The organism is Actinoplanes sp. NPDC051343, assembly GCF_044455125.1.
Taxonomy (GTDB): domain Bacteria; phylum Actinomycetota; class Actinomycetes; order Mycobacteriales; family Micromonosporaceae; genus Actinoplanes.
The window spans coordinates 677,729-693,530 of the sequence record NZ_JBITEL010000001.1; the positions used below are offsets into that span (position 1 = coordinate 677,729).

The following is a 15,802-nucleotide window of genomic DNA, read 5'->3' on the forward strand; positions in this document are numbered from 1 at the left end:
GGCTTGTCGTCGCGGACGACCGCCCGCAGGCGGGCTCAGGCGCGGCGGAAGAGGTCCGCCTCGAAGCGGTACGCGTCGCCGCGGTATTTATTGTGGCCGATGAGCACCGGTGTGCCGTCCGCGGTGTAGGCCACCTCGTCGCCGACCAGCACCGGCGCCCCGGCGGTGATGCCGAGCAGCCGGGCGAGCTCGGCATCGGCGATCTCGGCCATCAGCGTGTAGGCACTGCGGTGCACCTCGATGCCGCAGCGCTGCCGCAGTTCGTCGTAGAGCGACACGTCGCTGAGGTCGGCCCCGGCCAGCGCCGCGGCGTGGCTCTCGGGCACGACCACCACGTCGAAGCAGACCGGCGTGCCGTCCATGCCGCGCAGCCGGTCGATCTGGATGACCGGCGCGGCCGGGGCGATGCGCAGCTTGTCCGCCTCGTCGAGGCTGGCCGGCCGCACCTCCTGGCGCATCACGCGGGCGGTCGGGCGCAGCCCGCGGGCCCGCGCCATCTCGGTGAACGACTGCAGTGTGCTCGGCGGCTCGCCGAGCACCTGGGTCGGCACGAACCAGCCGCGCTGGGCGGAGCGCTGCAGCGTGCCCTCGGACTCGAGGCGGCTGAGCGCCAGGCGCAGCGTGGCCCGGCTGACGCCGAGCTGGGTCGCGAGGTCGCGCTCGCCGGGCAGCCGTGAACCGGGTGCGTAGCGGCCGACCGTGAGGTCACGGGCCAGCTGCTCATAGGCCTGCGTCGAGGCGGTACCGGTAATCACGCCGAGCACTGTACCAGCTTGCTCTTTGGTGGGACCAGTTCTGGTTTCTGGTTCAGCACTGGACTAACTGGTATAGGAACGTCTAGGGTCCGGAGAACCGGCGACACAACGGAGTGAAGATGAGAGTTCATAAAGCGGGGCTCGCCGTAGCCATCGCGTTAAGCCTGGCCGCCTGCGCCCCGGGCGGCGGCTCTTCGGACAAGAAAGACGCCCCGGCCACGGTCTCCACCGACGTCGCCAAGGCGGGCAACGTGACGCTCAACCTCACCGACTTCTGGGGTGCGGCCGAGGGCGAGTGGATCAAGCAGGTGATCGGCGACTTCGAGAAGAAGTACCCGAACGTCAAGATCGAACGGAAGACCGAGGACTGGGGCCAGCTCAACTCCACCCTCAACCTGCAGCTCCAGGACGCCGGCGGCCCCGACATCGCGACCGCCAACAACGGGTGGCAGTCGCTCGGCACGCTGGCCAAGGGCGGCCTGGTCGTCAACCTCGACCCGTACGCGAAGGCCTACGGCTGGGACAAGTCGGTGCCGACCACGATCGCGCGGCAGAACCAGTTCAGCACCGACTTCAAGACCATGGGCGCGGGCTCGTGGTTCGCGACGCCGATGGCCCGCACGTCGCTGATCGGCCTCTACTACAACGCCGACAAACTCAAGTCGCTCGGCATCGACCCGCCCAGGACGCTCGCCGACCTCGAAGCCGACGCCGCGAAGGCCAAGGCCGCGGGCCAGGTGCCCTTCGAGTACGGCAGCCAGGACGGCTCGACGACCGTGCTCCTCGGGCTGCAGGCCCTGCTCGCCGACAAGAAGAAGCTCAACGACTACATCTACGGCGACAAGACCGTGAAAGCCACCGACGTCGCGATGGCCGACGCCGCCGCGCTGACCAAGAAGTGGGCCGACCAGGGCTGGTTCCCGCCCAACTTCAACGGAATCGACTACCAGACCGCGGTCGCCAACTTCGTCGCCGGCAAGGGCGTCTTCCGCTGGGAATACACGGGTTCGCTCGGCCTGAACACGCAGCAGCAGGGCCACTTCGGCTACCTGCAGCTGCCGCAGCAGAGCGGCAGCGGTACGGTCGGCGTCGGTGCCGCGCCGGGCGCCATGGTGGTCTCGGCGAAGAGCAAGCACCCGGACGTCGCCGCGGCGTTCCTCAACTACATGATGTCCCCCCAGGCGGGCCAGGCGGCCGCCGACCGCGGCCTCGTCCCGGCCATGTCGCCCGACGTCAGCGTCCCGGCCTCCTCGCTCAGCCTGACCGGTGAGTCGGCCGGCGCGGCGACCCTCGACCAGAACGACGGCTACGTGCCGTACTTCGACTGGTCCAGCCCGACCATGCTCGACACCCTCGGTCAGAACCTCCAGCTGCTGTACGCCGGCAAGACGACGGCCGACAAGTTCACCGCCGCCGTCGACAAGGACCGGGACACCTTCCTGGCTGGGCAGAGCTGACGATGGTCACCTCCGCGCGCTCGACCTCGTCGGCTCAGACACGCGACGCGCGCCCGGCTCCCACCGACGTCCGGCGCCGCTCGGTGCGCCGCCGGACGCGGTGGATCGGCCTCGCCTTCGCCGCGCTCCCGCTGGCCCTGTACGCCGCCGTCGTGCTCGTCCCGCTGGGCCAGTCCATCCAGTACTCGTTCTACAAGTGGGACGGCGTGAGCGCGGCGTCCTGGGTCGGCTTGAAGAACTACGTCGACTTCGTGACCGACCCGGTGCTGCGGACGACCTTCGGGCACGTGCTGGTGCTGATCGGCTTCTTCGCGCTGCTGCCCATCGTGCTCGGCCTGCTGTCGGCGGCGCTGCTCACGCGGGCGAAGCAGCCCGGCATGGCCGTCTACCGCTGGATCTTCTTCCTGCCCCAGGTGATGACCACCGTCGTCATCGCCCTGGTGTTCAAGCGGATCTACGCGCCGGACGGGCCGCTCAACTCGGCGCTGCGGGCGGTCGGGCTCGGCTCGCTCGCGCGTACATGGCTCGGTGATTTCACGTGGGCTCTGCCCGCGCTGGGTCTCATCGGCACCTGGGTGACCTTCGGTTTCTGCATGGTGCTGTTCATCTCCGGCACCTCGGCCATCTCCCCCGAGCTGTACGAGGCGGCCCGCATCGACGGCGCCGGACCGGTCCGTGAGTTCTTCGCCGTCACCCTGCCGGGCCTGCGCGGGCAGATGGCGGTGGCGATGACCCTGACGATCACCGCCGCCCTGCGCACGTTCGACCTCGTCTGGATCACCACCCACGGCGGTCCGGGCACGTCGACGCTCACTCCCGCGGTCGCGCTCTACAAGGCCGCGTTCCAGAACCCGCAGATCGGACTCGCCGCGGCGATCGGCGTCGTGATGGCGGCCCTGTGCCTGGTCATCGCCGTCGTCATCACCCGCGTGTCGGAGAGGGACTGACCGTGATCTCGAAGGCGGAACGCGTCGTCAACTATGCCGTCCTGACGATTCTGGCCATCATCGTGCTGTTCCCGATCGGGACGTTCGTGGTCTCGGCCCTCAGCCCGGACCGCTCGGGCAAGCCGGTCGGCTTCTCGGAGCTCCAGTGGAGCAACTTCACCACCGCGTGGCGGGACGCCGACTTCTCGCACGCCATGACGGTCTCGATGATCGTCACCGTCTGCGTCGTGGTCGGCCAGGTGCTTCTCGCACTGCTCGGCGGGTACGCGTTCGGCGTGCTCGGCGTAGTCGGCGACAAGGTGCTGTTCCCGATCGTCCTGCTCGGCATGATGATCTCCCTCGAGGCGATCATCGTCCCGCTCTATTACCAGTTCCGTACGTTCGGGCTCACCAACACGTTGCCCGGCATCATCCTCGTCCACCTGGGCATGGGAGTGCCGTTCGGCATCTTCTGGATGCGGGCCGCGTTCCGGGCCCTGCCCCGCTCGGCCTTCGAATCGGCCGAACTCGACGGCGCCGGATCGCTGCGCATGCTGCGGTCGATGGCCGCGCCCATGGCCCGGCCCGCCATCTACACGCTGATCCTCCTGAGCTTCATGTGGACCTGGAACGACTACTTCCTGTCGCTGGTGTTCCTGCACGGCACCAACCAGACGGCGACCGTCGCCCTCGGCGTCTTCCAGGGCAAGTACGTCACCCAGATCAACCTGATGGCCGCCGGTGGCCTGATCGTCGCCGCGCCGGTACTCGCCCTCTACGTCGTCTTCCAGCGCAAATTCATCTCCGGAATGCTGGCCGGCGCGATCAAGGAGTAAGCACGTGACCCTTCAACCCATCGTCCGGCCCGACGCCGACGCCGTCGGCGACGTGGTCGCCACGACGATCCTCGAGCGCATGGCCACGGCCGGCGACCGGCCGTTCCTGCTCGGGTGCCCGAGCGGTCGCACCGCGATGCCGGTCTACCGGGCCCTGGCGCGGCACGCCGCGCACGGCGTGGACCTGTCGCGCATGGTGATCGTCATGATGGACGACTACGTCGAGTCCGGTGCTCTTCGCCGGGTCGCGCCGGAACTGTCGTACTCGTGCCTGGGTTTCGCGGAACGCCAGATCGTGGCGCCGATCGGGCAGCCGATCGAGATCTGGGCGCCCGATCCGGCCGACCCGTCCCGCTACGACGAGGTCATCGACGCGGCGGGCGGGATCGACCTGTTCCTGCTGGCCACCGGGGCCGGGGACGGGCACATCGCGTTCAACCAGCCGGGCACGCCGCGGGACGCGCGGACCCATGTCACGCCGCTCGGCGTAGCGACCCGGCGCGACAACATGGAGACGTTTCCCGAGTTCACGACCCTCGACATGGTGCCCACCCGGGGGGTGACGGTCGGCGTCGACACGATCGCCGCGCTATCCCGCGAGGTGATCATGATCGTGTGCGGGTCGCACAAGAACAAGGCGTTTGCCCGAATCGCCCGCGCAGAGGCCTACGAGCCGGACTGGCCGGCCACCATCGTCGTCGAATGCAAGAACCCCACGCTCATCGCGGACCGCTCGGCCGCTCTCCTGGAGAAGTGATCATGGCATCCATCAAGCTCGTGTACATCGGCGGCGGATCGTCCCGCGGCGCCGGGACCATGGCGTCGATCCTGGCCCACGGCAAGGAGTTCGACGGCTCCGAGATCGTCATCCAGGACGTCAACCCGGACCGGCTCCAGGCCGTCGAGACGATCGCGCGGAAGATCGCCCGGGCGGAGGGGCTCGACATCAAGATCTCCTCGACGACCGACCGGCGAGCAGCGCTCACCGACGCCGACGCCGTGCTCGCCAGCTTCCGGCCGGGCGACTTCGCGGCGCGCGCCCTCGACGAGCGCATCCCGCTCAAGCACGGCGTCATCGGCCAGGAGACGCAGGGACCGGGCGGGTTCTTCATGGCCCTGCGCTCGATCCACATCTACGAGGACATCATCCGCGACCTCGACGCGGTGGCGCCGAACGCGGTCATCTTCAACTACACCAACCCGGTCAACATCGTTTCGCAGGCGGTCACCCGGTTCACCGACCGTACGATCTGGTCGATGTGCGAAGGCCCGATCGTCTTCCCGAAGACCGTGCTTCGCGCGGCCGGGCTCGACGTTGACAAGGCCGACATCGTCATGGCCGGCGTGAACCACAACATCTGGTCGTACGAGCACACGTACGACGGCCAGGACCTCATGCCGCTTCTGGACGCCGCGTGGGAAGCGCGCAAGGACGACCCGACGCTCGACAGCCACTCCAAGCGGATGCTGCGGCTGGCGACCACGATGCGCTCGGTGCCGGCCGACTACTTCCAGTACTACTACTTCCGCGAGGAAGTGCTGCGGGAGTCGCAGGCCAAGCGCACCACGCGGGCCGAGGATCTGCTCGCGGCGCTGCCCGGCTACTGGCAGCACTACGAGGAGCAGATGCACGTGGACGTCCCGTCGCTGGACCCGGCCCGCTCCCGGGGCGGCATCCACGAGCTCGAGCTCGCGATCGACGTGATGAGCGCGTACTACAACGACAAGAGCGCCCGCCTGCCGGTCAACCTGCCGAACGCCGGCGGTGCGCTGCCCGGCTTCGACGAGGACGTAGTCGTCGAGGTGTGGTGCACAGTGGACGGCCAGGGCGTGCGGCCGCTGCCGCAGAAGCCCGTCCCGCACGCTGTACGCGGTCTCGTGCAGCAGCTGGCCGAATTCCAGTACCTGGCCGCCGAGGCCGCCTGGAAGGGCAACCGGGCCGACGGCATCCGCGCGCTGGCCGCCAACCCGATGGTGCCCACGCTCGCGGTCGCCGAGGAGCTGTACGACGAGATGGCGTACGCGCACCGGGACCACCTCCCTTCGCGCCTGCTCAAATGACCGCCGCCTACCTGGCGGTCGACGCCGGGAACTCCAAGACGGTCGCCCTCGTCACCGACGCCGAGGGCACCGTCTTGGGCCGCGGCCGCGGCGGGAACGGTGACATCTACGGCGCCCCTTCGGTCGCCGATGCGGTGGAGGCCGTTTTCGCCGCGGTCGGCGCCACCGGCATCGCCCCCGCGGACATCGCCTCGGCCGCGTTCCGGATGGCCGGCGTCGACTACCCCGAGGACGCGGCGTTCTGGGACGGCCACATCCGCGGGCGGCTCGGCGAGATGGGCCGCTGGAGCGTCAAGAACGACGCGTACGCCTCACTTCGCCTGGTCGACGGCTCGGGCGTTGCCGTCTCGATCGCCGTCGGCACCGGTCCCGCCGTCGCCGCCCGGTCCAAGGACGGCCGCGAGGAGCACTCGGGCTTCTTCGTCTTCGACCACCTCGGCGGCGGCGGGCTCGGCGACGCCGCACTCAAGGCGGTGGTCCGGGCCTGGATGGGGATCGGGCCCGAGACGGCCCTCACCGAAGCGATGTGCGAGCTCTACGGCGTCGCCGACGGCTGGGAGCTCCGGCACACCTTCACCCGGCGGTTCGGCGCACGACCCGGCACCGACCTCTGGAAGGCGGCGCGGGTCGTTCTGGCGACGGCCGGCGCCGGCGACGCGGTCGCCACGGAGATCATTGCCGCGCAGGCGGCGGCCTTCGTCCGGTACGCGCAGTGGTGCGCACGACGGGTCGGCGTGGACCTGGCCTCCGGCGAACTACCCGTGCTCCTCAACGGATCGGTCGCCGCCTCCGAGCACCCGGCAATGCGGGACGCCCTCACCTCGGAGCTGGCACGGGTCGCACCCGCCGCGGGGATCGTCGTCGCCGACGCCTCCCCGCTGAGCGGCGTCGTGCTCGACGCCCTCGCCGAGGGCGGCATCGACATCGGCCCCGGCCTGCTCACCCGGGTGCGCGACGCCCACCCGCACGACTTCCTGATGACGTAAGGACTTCGATGAACGACGTTGACGCCGTGCTGGCCGCCCTCACCTTGGAGGAGAAGGCGTCCCTGCTCTCGGGCCACGACGACTGGTACACCGAGGCGATCGAACGCCTCGGCGTGCCGGCCATCGAGGTCGGCGACGGCCCGCACGGGCTGCGCAAGGAAACCGGCGCCGACATGGTGTGGGTGCCCGCGACCGGCTTCCCGACCGCGTCGGCGCTCGGCGCCTCCTGGGACCGCGAGCTCGTACGCCGGGTCGCCACCGCGATCGGCGAGGAGGCCCGCGCCGAGGGGGTTCAGGTCGTGCTCGGGCCGGGTGTCAACATGAAGCGGTCACCGCTGTGCGGGCGCAACTTCGAATACTTCGCCGAGGATCCGCTGCTGTCCGGCGAGCTCGGTGTCGCCTACGTCGAAGGGCTGCAGTCGACCGGCGTCGGCGCCTCCCTCAAGCATTTCGCGGCCAACAACCAGGAGATCGAGCGCACCCGTATCTCGGTCGAGGCCGATGACCGTACGCTCCGGGAGATCTACCTGCCCGCCTTCGAGCGGGTGGTGAAAACCGCCCGCCCGTGGACCGTGATGTGTTCCTACAACCGGCTACGGGGAGTGCATGCCTCGGAGAACCGGTGGTTGCTCACTTCGCTGTTGCGGGACGAATGGGGGTACGCCGGGGTGGTCGTCTCCGACTGGAACGCCGTCCACCACCGCGTGCCCGCTCTGGTGGCCGGGCTCGACCTGGAGATGCCCGGCACCGGCGGCCGCACCGACGCCGAGATCGTGGCCGCCGTCGAATCGGGCTCGCTGGAACTCGCGGTAGTCGACGCGGCGGTCCGGCGGGTGCTGCAGCTGGTTTTTCTTACCTACCCCGGCCCTGGTGCTGTCAATGGCCCGGTCATGGACCTGGGCGTCGCACCCGGCCAACGGTTGTCCGCCCAGCAACTCGCGCTCCTGAAGGCCGACGAGCACCACGCGCTCGCCCGGGACGCCGCGGCCGGCTGCACAACCCTGCTACGCAACGAAAACTCGGTGCTGCCGCTGTCCGGTGACGGCCGCGTCGCTGTGATCGGAGCGTTCGCTGCGCACGCGCGCATCCAGGGCGGCGGTTCCTCCGGCGTAGACCCGACCCGGGTCGACAACGCGCTCGACTTCCTGGGCGACGTCGTCTACGCGCCGGGTTACGTGCACACGCCGCTCGACGCGTACCAGGACGACCTGGACGCCTACTTCGCCGCGCACGACGCCAAGTTCGTCGACGACGGCCAGGGCCCGGCCCGCCGGACGGCCGCCCTCGTGGAACCGTTGCGCAAGGCCGCGGCCGCGGAGCGTCTCGCCGCCGGCCCGCTCTCCGCGCGCGCCGTGAGCCTCATCGACGACGCGGTCACCGTTGCCGCTGCCGCCGACGTGATCGTGGTGTTCGCCGGCCTGCCCCTCGCCTTCGAGCAGGAGGCCGACGACCGTACGACGCTGGCCCTGCCGGCCGACCAGATCGCGCTGATCGGCCGCCTGGCCGACCTCCCGGCCAAGGTGGTCGTGGTTCTCTCCAACGGCGCCGCGGTCACCATGGACCCGTGGCACGACCGGGTTGATGCGATCGTCGAGGCGTGGCTGCCCGGCCAGGCCGGCGCGGGCGCGGTCGTCGACGTTCTGCTGGGCCGGGTCAACCCGTCCGGCAAGGTGGCGGAGACCTTTCCGCTGGCGCTCGAGGACACCCCCGGTTACGTCACGTGGACCGGCGAACGCGGCACGGTCCTCTACGGCGAGGGCGTGTTCATCGGCTACCGCTGGTACGACGCGCTGCGGCGGGAGGTGCGCTACCCGTTCGGCCACGGCCTGTCGTACACCACCTTCGCGTACTCGGATCTCGAAGTCAGCGGCACCGACACGGTCACCGTCTCCTGCACCGTCACCAACACGGGCGCGCGGGCCGGCCGCGAGGTGGTCCAGCTCTACGTGGGCGACCCCGACGCCGCGGTCCGCCGCCCGGTCCGCGAACTCCGCGGCTTCGACAAGGTCACCCTCGAACCCGGCGGGAGCGCCCGCGTCACCTTCACCCTGTCCGGCCGCGACTTCGCCTACTGGGACGTCGCCGCCGACGCCTGGCGCCTGGAGGGCGGCGACTTCATCATCGAGGTCGGCGCGTCCTCCCGCGACATCCGCCTGCACGCAACCATCAACCTGCCCGACGACCCGGCTCTCCCGCCGCTGGTCCCGGACGAGAGGCTGCTCGACCTCGGCCGCACCGATTCCTTTCACGGGCCGGGACGGTCTGCATTACCGCCGTGGTAAGAGCAACCCGAATATCGCCGGGACACCGAGGAGAGCCATGCCCACCGTGCCGTCGGACGAGGAGTTCCGCACCTACAACCAGACCGTCATCAGCGAATTCCGGGCCAGTCACGGCAAGGTCAGCCAACCGCCGTTCCCGATCCTGCTGCTGACCACGACCGGCGCGCGCACCGGCCGGCAAACGACAGTGCCCCTGGGCTTCGCGGTCGACGACAGGGGCCGCGTCTTCGTGGTCGGCTCCAAGGCGGGCGCCCCCGAGCATCCGGCCTGGTTCCACAACCTGCGAGCCAACCCCGACGTGACGGTCGAGGTCGGCGACAGCACCTACCGGGGCCGGGCCACCGTGACGGCCGGCGCCGAGCGCGACCGCCTCTACCGCCTGATCTCCGACGGCACCTCAGCCTACGAGCAGAACACCGACCGGGTGTTTCCGGTGATCGTCCTCGAAGGTGTCCCCGCCCCGGCCTGAAATGCGCCGGTCGCTGGGTGGCACCAGGTTGAAAACCGTGTCGACGCCGTCCGGGTAGTCGCCGTAGGCGATCGGTTCGGCTCCGAGGTCCGCGATCAGCTGCCGGTCGGTGTCGGTGGCCGTGGCGACGACCCGCGCTCCGGCCCGCACCAGCAGCGGCAGCACGGTGACGCCCACCCCGCCGGTCGCACCGATCACCAGTACCCGTTCGCCGCGAAGGGAGCGGCCGTCGCCATCAGCGCACCGGCGGTCAACCCGACCGTCGGGAGCGCGGCGGCCATCACTGTGTCCGAACTCGACGGACGATGGGCCAGGAACGGCGTGTTCGCCTCGAAGACCGCGTACTCGGCGAGCGTGCCGGTCGTCATGCTCGGATTCTTCGAGCCGGCCATGTGGCGCAGGGCCCGCGGGATCGCATGGCCGAAGATTTCGGCCCCGACCGCGTACGCGGTGACCCCTTCCTCGACCGCGGTGACGGTCCCGGCGAAGTCGTTGCCCGGCACGTGCGGAAAGTCGATCTGCACGTGGTCGCGGAAGTCGCCGCGGGGCAGCAGCACGTCGGCCGCGTTGACCGCACTGGTGCGACGGGCTCAGGACGCCCGCGCGCTCCGCGACGACGTCTCGGGCATGGACGTCATCCTCATGATGTGCGCGCCGCACTACGTCACCACGTACGTACCGGAAGCGGCGCCCGACCTCTGGCGCCGCTACCTCGGCATCATTCTCGACGGGCTGCGCCCGGAGGGCGCACGCCCCCTCAGCGCCGGGTGAACGGCGCCATGATGTGGGTGAACTGGTAGGGGCCCTGCGCGACGCCCGAGCAGTCGTCGGAGCCGGGCGTTCCCGGGCAGCCCCCGTTGTCACGGCCGACCGCCCAGAAGGACAGCTCGGCGATGTGGTGCCGGGTCGCCCAGTCGGTGACCGCGTGGGCGTCGGCGATCGTGAACACCTCGAGCGGGCCGGTCTCGCCGCCGGTGCCGTAGTCGTCGATGCCGACCATCTCGGTGATCCCGACCATGTTCCACAGCTGGGACTGCGACCGGTGCGGGTAGAGCGTGTGCAGCGTGCCGAGCAGGCCCGCCGCGGCGGTCTTCGTGGTGGCCGCCATCTCGTGCGCCTGGTCGTCGTAGTAGTCGAAGGTCATGATGTTGACGATGTCGACCCGGGCGCCGTACTTGATGGCGCTGGCCAGCACGTCGATCGCGTTCTGCTCGAGGCCGGTCGGCGCGGTCGGCAGGGTGTAGACGATCTGCAACGGCCGGTGCCGGCGCTCGGCCCACCGCTGGACGAGGTGGATGGCCTGGCTGCGCCGGTCGATCGCGGCCGTGTTGTCCAGCGAGATGTCCTCGATGTCCATGTCGAGCCGGGTCACGTCGTAGGTGGTGACGACCTTCTCGTACGCCGCGGCGATCTTGTCGACGTCGGTGCAGCTGTCGGCGATCTCGGTGGCCGTGCTGTCGGCGCCGTACCCGCCGAACGACGGCACCACGTCGCCGCCGGCCGCTCTGATCTTGGCGATCTGCGGCCCGTACCGGGAGTGCGCGACCGGCGTGGCCGGGTCCCCGTTCCAGAGGATGTCGCAGGAACCGGTCGTCTGGGTCTGCAGGAACGCCATGGTGAGGTAGTGCGCGCCGGAGGCGCGGCTCACCGCGGCCGGGTCGGTGCCGTTGTAGGACTGGAAATAGGGCGCGAAGACGTGATCGGGCAGAGTGGGCTGGTGCCTTCCGCCGGCCGAGGCCGGCGCGGCGCCGGCGACGGTCGCGGCGAATACGGTTGCGGCACCGAGCAGGCCGCGTACGAGGAGAGAACGGGTCATGGGCATGGCGGCCGACCTCAATAGTTAAGCTGTTTGACGATCCGACCGTAGGATCGACCGCCGCCCATGTCAATCAGTCAGTGACTGTTCCGTCGATCAGCGCGACCGGAATGACCTCACCGAAGTCGGCCGGATAGACCGCGGCCTGGAACCGCACGTGCTCGGCTCCCTCGGGCACGCCGTCGGCCACGGTCGGCACCGTGAACTCCGCCGACGTGGTGCCCGGCTCGATGTCGAGGAACGGCTCGAGGCCGGTCGTGGACAGCGGCCGGGACGGCACCGGATCCTCGAACGAATTCTCGATGAACCAGTCCGGGTCGACGTCGGTCGACGACAACTCCGGCCCGGTCGCCGGCGCCTGAGGCAGGAACACCATGTAGAGATCGGTGTCGGCCGCCTCCGAGAGGTGCACCGTGAAGGTGAGCGGCGAACCCTCGGCTGCGGTAGCGGTGGCCGGGCTGACCGTGATCTTGGGCATCGGGTCGTCCTCGCGGACCCGGACGCCGCCGTCGTAGGCACCGACGACCACGTTGCGCACCGCCTTGGCGGCCAGCGTGTACGACCGGTCGCCGCCGTACGTCGTGTTGCCGGCGACCGAGATCGGCACCTCGACCCGGGTCGCCCCCGGCGCGATGTCGGCCACCCACGACTTCGCGTCCTCCCCGCGGGGATCGCTCAGGAACAGGCGGACCTGGGCCGCGCGGTGGCCACGCACGTTCACCGGCACCGAATAGGTTTTGGTGCCCGAGTCGCCCTCGTCGACGGTCAGCCGGCCGACGTCGACCCGGTCGATCGCGGACGGCCGCGGCGCGGGAGTGCCCGGGCGCCAGCCCCAGGCGTCGAGCAGCCACGCCGGCCCGTCGCTGCCGGGCGTGATGTCGAGCCGCGCCACCGTACGCACGGTCCGCGGCAGCGGCACCCGCACCTCCTGGGCCCAATACGACATCGTCGAGTCGCTGCCCGGCACCCCGGTGACCGTGGCCGCGCCCAGTTCGGTGCGCCGCCCGTGGTCGTCGGTGACCGCGACGCGGAACGAGGTGGCCGGCGCGTTCGGCGGCACGATCAGACGCATCGCGAGCGCTCGAGCCCCGGCCACCGGCATCGCCGAGGCCGCACCGATCGTCGCCGTCGCGGTGCCGTTGAGGGCGACCGCGTAACGACCCGGTTCGGGATAGGCGAACGGAACGAAGTTCGGTGAGCCGGCGAACGTCTCGGGGTCCAGGCAGGCCTTGTCCGCGTCGCTCGAGGCCTGCTCGCAGATCTTGGCATTGTGAACGGCGGTCGCCGCGCCCGGAATGATCGCGGCGCTCCGGTTCGCGCCGAGCGCGCCGCTCAGCACCCGGGCCGGGTCGGCCGACGGTGCACGCACGCCGGAACCGTCCAGCAGCGGACGGGCGCGGTCGTCCCCACCGACGAACAGCCGGGCCGCGGTCGCGATGTACGTGGCTCCGACCGTCTGCTCCTGCTGCGGGGTGAGCCGCGTCGGGGCGACCCCGGGCGTGCAGATCGGATCGGGATTGTCGCTGTCGCTGAAGAAGTCGTCGGAAGCCGGCGCGACCGCCTGCCCCGGAGTCCACTCGGTGTTGAAGAAGTTGTGGTTGGCTCCGATCACGTAGAGCGCACTGTGCAGCGCCCGGCCCGAGCTGACGCCGCGGGTGGCGTCCACGTACATCTGCCCTTCGAGGTCGGAGACGTCGCCGTCGCACCCGGGCAGGATCGTCGCCGACGGCACGTCCGGCTGCGGGTCCTGGCCGAACGCGGTCGGCCCGATCAGCAGCAGCCCGCGGATGGTCCAGCGCACCGGCCCGCGGTAGTCGTCCTGGGCCGCCGGCGGCGGCGTGATGCTGTCCAGGGCGGCCCGGCTGACGCCCTCGCCGCCGCGCGAGTGTCCCATCAGGAACACCTTCGACAGGTCCGCGCGGGGTGCCGCCCGGACCACGGCCGGCGCCTTGCCGCGCCCCCGCCCCGACCAGTCGGCCCAGTCGGCGAGGTGCATGCGGACCAGCGACGACCGGGCCTGCGCGCCACCGTCGTCGTCGGCGTTGTCCTGCGCGTTGATGCCGTTGGCCGAGATCGACACGGTGACGTAGCCCTGCGAGGCCAGCAGTTGCTGCGCCTGCAGGTAGCCGCGGTAGCTGGGAATCGGCTGGGATCCGGCGGGGCACGGCCACTCGAGGCTGACGTCCTCGTCGCCGCTGCCGGAGAAGCAGGTCCCGTGGCGGCCGTGCAGGAACAGCGCCAGCGGTCGCTTGCCCGGCGCGCCCTTCGGTGCGACCACGACGGCCTGCATCTCGACCGGCGACGGGTAGGCGGACAGGTGAACCGGGGGCAGCGAGTATTCGCCGGTCGTCGTCGCGTACGGTCCCTTGACGCCGGGATCGGAAGCGTTCGCCGGCAATGCCGGCCCGGCGGCCGGTGTGTTCTTCGCCAGCCGCCGCTGAGGCTTCGGTGCCGCCGCGTCGACCCGCTTGCCGCCGACCCGCACCTGCAGGTCGGTCAGCGGGATCGGGCGGCTCTCCCGCAGCGTGAACGTGTGCAGGTCGGAAGTGCCGGCGGCCCGGCCGAGCAGCCGGTCACCGGACCAGAACTCGACCGCCGCGTCACCGGGCGGGAGCGCTCGATCGCTGGTCCAGGTCAGGGTCTGCTTGTCGAGGGACCAGCCGGATGGGAGTGCGCTCGCCGCGGGCCTCGGCGGATCGGCCGAGGCCGGCGCCGACACTCCCCACAGCACGGTGGTGGCCGCCACCGCGGCCACGATGATTCTTCGCATGTGGCCCGTTCTAGTCGATCAGTGCAAATACATCGATAACCCCGGCACCCGGTTGACAAGCTCCGATCGGACGCGCAGGTTCGACGGTGAATTGGGAACGCTCCCATTCCCTCTCATCGACTACGACGAGGAGCGACAGCGTGCCTCTGCTTCATGCCGGCCGCCGCGCCGCCACCGGCGCAACCGCGGTCGTGGCCGCCTGTGCCACGGCATTCGCGCTGGCCACACCGGCGCAGGCCCACATCGACGACCATGACCGCTTCTACACGCCGGCGCCCGACCCCGGCGCGGTCCAGCAGATCCAGCAGCTCACCGCGGCCGGGCAGACCCGGCTGGCCCACCAGATCCGCACGATGGTGAACACGCCGCAGGCCATCTGGCTGACCAGCGGATCCGGCCCGACCTTCACCCGGACGGTCGCCACCGACGTCCGCCGGGCGGCCGCCCGGCACACCGTGCCGATCCTGGTCGCCTACAACATCCCGTACCGGGACTGCGCCCAGTACTCGGCCGGCGGCGCCACCAGCATCGCCTCCTACGAGGCCTGGATCGACGCGCTCGCCGCCGGCATCGGCCGCCACGAGGCCGCCGTCATGCTGGAGCCGGACAGCCTGGGCATCATCCCGTGGTACACGAGCAACACCGGCGCCCAGGAGTGGTGCCAGCCGGCCGACGCGGACCCGGCGACCGCCGCCGCCGACCGGTTCACCATGCTCACGTACGCCGTGAAGCGCCTCAAGTCGCTGCCCCGCACCAGCGTCTACCTCGACGGCACGCACAGCGCCTGGCTGGGCGTCGGGGACATCGCCGACCGGCTGGTCCGCGCCGACGTCGCCCGGGCCGACGGGTTCTTCCTGAACGTGTCCAACTACGAGACCACCCAGCGCCAGCTGAAGTTCGGCGACTGGATCGCCAAATGCGTCTACTATGGCACCGCCGGACCGGCCCCGGCTCGCGGGCACTTCGAGCAGTGCGCCAGCCAGTACTACCCGGCCGACCCGAACGACTTCAGCACCTGGGTGAAGACGGACGCCTGGTACGACGCGAACGTGGGCGCCGTCTCGCCGCGCCGCCTGCCGCATTTCGTGGTCGACACCAGCCGCAACGGCCAGGGACCGTGGACGCCGCCGACCGGCAACACCTGGCCCGACCCGCAGACCTGGTGCAACCCGCCGGACCGCGGCCTCGGCCTGCGGCCCACCACCCACACCGGCGACCCGCTCGCCGACGCCTTCCTCTGGGTCAAGACGCCCGGACAGTCCGACGGCCAGTGCGACCGCGGCACCGGCACCGGCGTCGACCCGGCGCGGGGCGGCACCGCCGACCCGGCCGCCGGCGCCTGGTTCCCGCAGCAGGCGATCGAGCTGGTGCAGAAGGCTGACCCGCCGCTGCGCTGATTCACCCGGGATAGCATTGCCGCATGAATCGGGCGGAGTACTGATCG

15 protein-coding genes are annotated in these 15,802 nt (G+C 70.6%); 10 read left to right on the plus strand and 5 right to left on the minus strand.

From position 1 onward, the window contains the following. Positions 1–35 precede the first annotated feature (35 nt). Positions 36–755 carry a GntR family transcriptional regulator gene (locus tag ACIA5C_RS02885; protein ID WP_396050561.1) on the minus strand — a complete coding sequence of 240 codons (720 nt, stop codon included), beginning with the start codon at positions 753–755 and terminating at the stop codon, positions 36–38. A 119-nt stretch (positions 756–874) separates the two neighbouring features. Here ACIA5C_RS02885 and ACIA5C_RS02890 point away from each other — a divergent pair, with 119 nt between their 5' ends. The 8 genes from ACIA5C_RS02890 to ACIA5C_RS02925 are packed head-to-tail and all read left to right on the plus strand — an operon-like array spanning position 875 to position 9,772. Next, complete coding sequence (locus ACIA5C_RS02890; RefSeq protein ID WP_396050562.1) at positions 875–2,212, plus strand: ABC transporter substrate-binding protein; 1,338 nt, start codon at positions 875–877, stop codon at positions 2,210–2,212. Between the two features lie 2 nt (positions 2,213–2,214). Further along, the gene (locus ACIA5C_RS02895; protein ID WP_396050564.1) at positions 2,215–3,159 is read left to right on the plus strand and encodes a carbohydrate ABC transporter permease; all 945 of its coding nucleotides are present in this window, start codon (positions 2,215–2,217) and stop codon (positions 3,157–3,159) included. Between the two features lie 2 nt (positions 3,160–3,161). Beyond that, positions 3,162–3,974 carry a carbohydrate ABC transporter permease gene (locus ACIA5C_RS02900; protein ID WP_396050566.1) on the plus strand — a complete coding sequence of 271 codons (813 nt, stop codon included), beginning with the start codon at positions 3,162–3,164 and terminating at the stop codon, positions 3,972–3,974. A 4-nt stretch (positions 3,975–3,978) separates the two neighbouring features. Then, a complete protein-coding gene (locus ACIA5C_RS02905; RefSeq protein WP_396050568.1) occupies positions 3,979–4,731 on the plus strand; it encodes a 6-phosphogluconolactonase in 753 nt (250 codons plus the stop codon). Positions 4,732–4,733: 2 nt separating this feature from the next. Next, complete coding sequence (locus tag ACIA5C_RS02910) at positions 4,734–6,035, plus strand: glycoside hydrolase (RefSeq protein ID WP_396050571.1); 1,302 nt, start codon at positions 4,734–4,736, stop codon at positions 6,033–6,035. Further along, the gene (locus ACIA5C_RS02915) at positions 6,032–7,021 is read left to right on the plus strand and encodes a BadF/BadG/BcrA/BcrD ATPase family protein (RefSeq protein WP_396050573.1); all 990 of its coding nucleotides are present in this window, start codon (positions 6,032–6,034) and stop codon (positions 7,019–7,021) included. Before ACIA5C_RS02910 ends, ACIA5C_RS02915 begins: the two co-directional genes overlap by 4 nt. A gap of 8 nt (positions 7,022–7,029) precedes the next feature. Continuing rightward, positions 7,030–9,303: a beta-glucosidase gene (locus ACIA5C_RS02920; protein WP_396050575.1), complete on the plus strand. Its 2,274-nt coding sequence runs from the start codon at positions 7,030–7,032 to the stop codon at positions 9,301–9,303. Between the two features lie 37 nt (positions 9,304–9,340). Then, entirely contained in the window at positions 9,341–9,772 is a 432-nt protein-coding gene (locus ACIA5C_RS02925; protein WP_396050577.1) for a nitroreductase/quinone reductase family protein, read from the plus strand. Here the strand turns inward: ACIA5C_RS02925 and ACIA5C_RS02930 are convergent. Next, on the minus strand, positions 9,701–9,970 hold the full coding sequence (locus tag ACIA5C_RS02930) for a hypothetical protein (protein ID WP_396050578.1): 270 nt from the start codon (positions 9,968–9,970) through the stop codon (positions 9,701–9,703). The genes ACIA5C_RS02925 and ACIA5C_RS02930 overlap by 72 nt on opposite strands. After that, entirely contained in the window at positions 9,967–10,329 is a 363-nt protein-coding gene (locus ACIA5C_RS02935) for an alcohol dehydrogenase catalytic domain-containing protein (RefSeq protein WP_396050580.1), read from the minus strand. The genes ACIA5C_RS02930 and ACIA5C_RS02935 overlap by 4 nt, the downstream gene beginning before the upstream one ends. Positions 10,330–10,339: 10 nt before the next feature. On the opposite strand from ACIA5C_RS02935, the gene ACIA5C_RS02940 reads away from it, so the two are divergent. After that, on the plus strand, positions 10,340–10,543 hold the full coding sequence (locus tag ACIA5C_RS02940; RefSeq protein ID WP_396050582.1) for a hypothetical protein: 204 nt from the start codon (positions 10,340–10,342) through the stop codon (positions 10,541–10,543). Here the strand turns inward: ACIA5C_RS02940 and ACIA5C_RS02945 are convergent. Together ACIA5C_RS02945 and ACIA5C_RS02950 are read right to left on the minus strand one after the other, a co-directional pair. Further along, the gene (locus ACIA5C_RS02945; protein ID WP_396050583.1) at positions 10,530–11,588 is read right to left on the minus strand and encodes a chitinase; all 1,059 of its coding nucleotides are present in this window, start codon (positions 11,586–11,588) and stop codon (positions 10,530–10,532) included. The two genes, ACIA5C_RS02940 and ACIA5C_RS02945, sit on opposite strands and share 14 nt — an antisense overlap. 73 nt (positions 11,589–11,661) lie before the next feature. Then, positions 11,662–14,358, minus strand: a complete 2,697-nt coding sequence (locus ACIA5C_RS02950) for a hypothetical protein (protein WP_396050585.1) — start codon at positions 14,356–14,358, stop codon at positions 11,662–11,664. A gap of 140 nt (positions 14,359–14,498) precedes the next feature. On the opposite strand from ACIA5C_RS02950, the gene ACIA5C_RS02955 reads away from it, so the two are divergent. Continuing rightward, entirely contained in the window at positions 14,499–15,755 is a 1,257-nt protein-coding gene (locus ACIA5C_RS02955) for a glycoside hydrolase family 6 protein (RefSeq protein ID WP_396050587.1), read from the plus strand. The last annotated feature ends 47 nt before the right edge of the window (positions 15,756–15,802 follow it).